Raw genomic sequence first — 2,648 nt, forward strand, 5'->3', positions numbered from 1 at the left:
GGATGGTTATTTCTAATGAATTTTAATCTATGATAGTACGAAGGGGAAGTGGTTAAGGGATGCCTATTTATTATTTGTTTGACTTCCGTTCATTAAATTAAGGAGTTGATATGAAATGATTTGGACGACTATTGCTGTTATAGTAATTGGAATAATTTTAACATTTTCAATGTGTCCCCCAAGTGCACTTGTGGGATGGGTTTTAGGTAAATTTGCACTTCATCCAAAGCTTGATTCAAAAGATATTACTGTAACATTTAACGGAACGCACTTAAAAAAGGAAGAAAAAATTAGATTTAATGACTACTTTAATGAAGCTCAATTTTTAGGAAAAAACCATATATTTCCGGGCAATGAAAAATTGTTTTTACATCCAGAGACTAATGTTATTCCATTTGTCATCAACGTAAAAAGTAGAAAAAAAGAAATGAATTTTTATATTTATAGTTACGATGACCACGTTGACGTAGTCAAACAGTGGAAGAAGAAAGTTGCTTCTTATAGTCTTAGATCTGAGTATCTACAAAAGTTTACTATTTCAAATAGTAGAAAAAAAATGGCTTGATGTACATATTTAAGAGAACTGTTGATTCTTACAACGCCTTATGTGTATAGGTTCGCTACATTACTCATACCGAATAAAACCTGTTCACGTCATACACATAAGGCTAAATTCAACATTGTATATGAGCACAGCCTAAAATAAAAAATGAACCATGAATGAAATCAAGATTCTCTTTCTTTATCTCGCTGATTTTAGTGCGTCCGCAAACCTTTTTATTCCTTCATTGATAGTCTCTTCATTCTCTCTAGCAAAAGTAAAACGCGCATAACATTTTTTGGATCCCATCATGGACCCTGGGACATAGATAACTCCTCGCTTTATGGAGTTTTCCAATAGTTTCATTTCATCTACATCTCTTTTTAATTTGCACCAAATATGGATTCCACCTTGAGGAATCGTAAACTCCACTTGATCCTTTAGATAATGATTAAAACTTGATACAATTTGATGGCGCCGCTTTTCTAATTCCTTCACTAATTTCTTGATATGAGAATGGAAATGCTCTGATTCTAAAAAATCGTTAGCGATCCATTGGGTAAAGCTAGCATGTCCAAAATCAATTTGTTGTTTAGCATCAGATAATCTCTCTATGACCGATCTTGGTCCGATAATCCAGCCAATCCTTAAACCTGAAGCAACGACTTTTGATAAAGAGCTAATGTATAACACATTCCCATGTTTATCGAGTGATTTTAATGTTGACACTTCTTCTCCTTTAAAAGACGTTAAACTATACGGGTCGTCCTCCACTACAGGAATTCCAAGTTCTGATGATATTTCTAAAATGGTTTTCTGCTGGCTCTCTTTTAGCAAAGTGCCTGTTGGATTTTGAAAAGCTGGATTTAAAAATATCATTCTTATCCGATGTTTTTTATGTAATTCTAGTAATTCATTTGGATCTACACCATCGTCATTTACTGGTAAATAGAAAGTTTTTAAACCTGCTGATTTAAATATTGGGAGATTATAATGATAGGATGGATCTTCAATCACTACTGCATCACCAGGCTTTAATAAGCATTGAACGACTAGGTGTAAAGCTTGTTGAGCTCCCGAAGTAATGAGAATAGATGAGGGATTTGTATCGATATTTCGAAACTCCTTCACATGCTTTGTAATGGTAGTCCTTAATACTACACTCCCCTGTGGATGATCATAACCTAGCCTACCGATAAAAGACCGAGTTGAAGTAATCTCCCTTAACGCGTTCACCGGAAAGAGATCCTCCGATAATTCACCACTGGCTAAATTAATTAATTGCTGCTCTTCCATCTCTTTACGTATTCTTTGAGCGATCGGTAAATTAGGTAAAAACGTCCCTGCTTCAATGTATTTGTTCCAACTAGGTATACGCTTTTTAGTGATCCCCCATATATCCTTACTAATAGTTGTACCACTTCCACGATTACGTTGAATGAGACCATTTGATTCAAGCTCATCATATGCAGCTACAACAGTGCTTCTATTTATATTTAGCCCTTTAGCTAAGTATCTCTCAGAGGGTAGTGGTTTATCTGGAGGAAAAGTTCCATCAGCAATGCCATTTTCAATAAACTCAGCAATTTGTTTATAAATCGGTTTTTTAGCTTTTCGGTCAATATTCCAGTCCATTTATTTGCATCCCTTTTTAAAATTTTGTTTTATATATTGTAACCTAATTTTCCTTACTTTTTTCAATAATACAAATAAATACCCTATTGAGTCACACGACCAATAGGGTATTTAACATTGCTATCCACTAAACAATTTTACTAATATACACACCAAGCGCAATGACAGACAATAATATAACGATAGCATAAATGAATGTTAAGTTAGTAGTATTTTTTTTAGTTGAGCCACTATAATTCTTGTCACTCTTACTCGCTACCAGTACTGTCCCAGCCCCAGCTAGTATTGAAATAATTATGACAAAAGCAATCAATATTTTCATAGGCCACCTCTTTTTCATAATTTAATTAAAAAGTCTATCAAAACTGCCCAAAGTTATTTTTCATCTAAATCATTACTATAAAATAAATGGTAATGCTTGTACCCATCCATTATTGAATAAATTCCACCATCCACTTTATTGTATGACACC

The 2,648-nt window shown here is 33.8% G+C and carries 3 protein-coding genes; 1 reads left to right on the forward strand and 2 read right to left on the reverse strand.

Annotated features, from left to right (window positions below; genetic code table 11):
• Positions 1–115 precede the first annotated feature (115 nt).
• Positions 116–565 carry a YfmQ family protein gene (locus tag V7164_RS25075; protein WP_335355578.1) on the forward strand — a complete coding sequence of 150 codons (450 nt, stop codon included), beginning with the start codon at positions 116–118 and terminating at the stop codon, positions 563–565.
• Positions 566–742: 177 nt separating this feature from the next.
• Here V7164_RS25075 and V7164_RS25080 read toward each other — a convergent pair whose 3' ends face one another.
• Complete coding sequence (locus V7164_RS25080) at positions 743–2,176, reverse strand: PLP-dependent aminotransferase family protein (RefSeq protein WP_335346335.1); 1,434 nt, start codon at positions 2,174–2,176, stop codon at positions 743–745.
• A 127-nt stretch (positions 2,177–2,303) separates the two neighbouring features.
• Complete coding sequence (locus V7164_RS25085) at positions 2,304–2,498, reverse strand: hypothetical protein (protein ID WP_335346336.1); 195 nt, start codon at positions 2,496–2,498, stop codon at positions 2,304–2,306.
• Between the last annotated feature and the right edge of the window lie 150 nt (positions 2,499–2,648).

Source organism: Bacillus sp. JJ1474 (genome assembly GCF_036965225.1).
In the GTDB taxonomy this organism is placed as follows: Bacteria; Bacillota; Bacilli; order Bacillales; family Cytobacillaceae; genus Cytobacillus.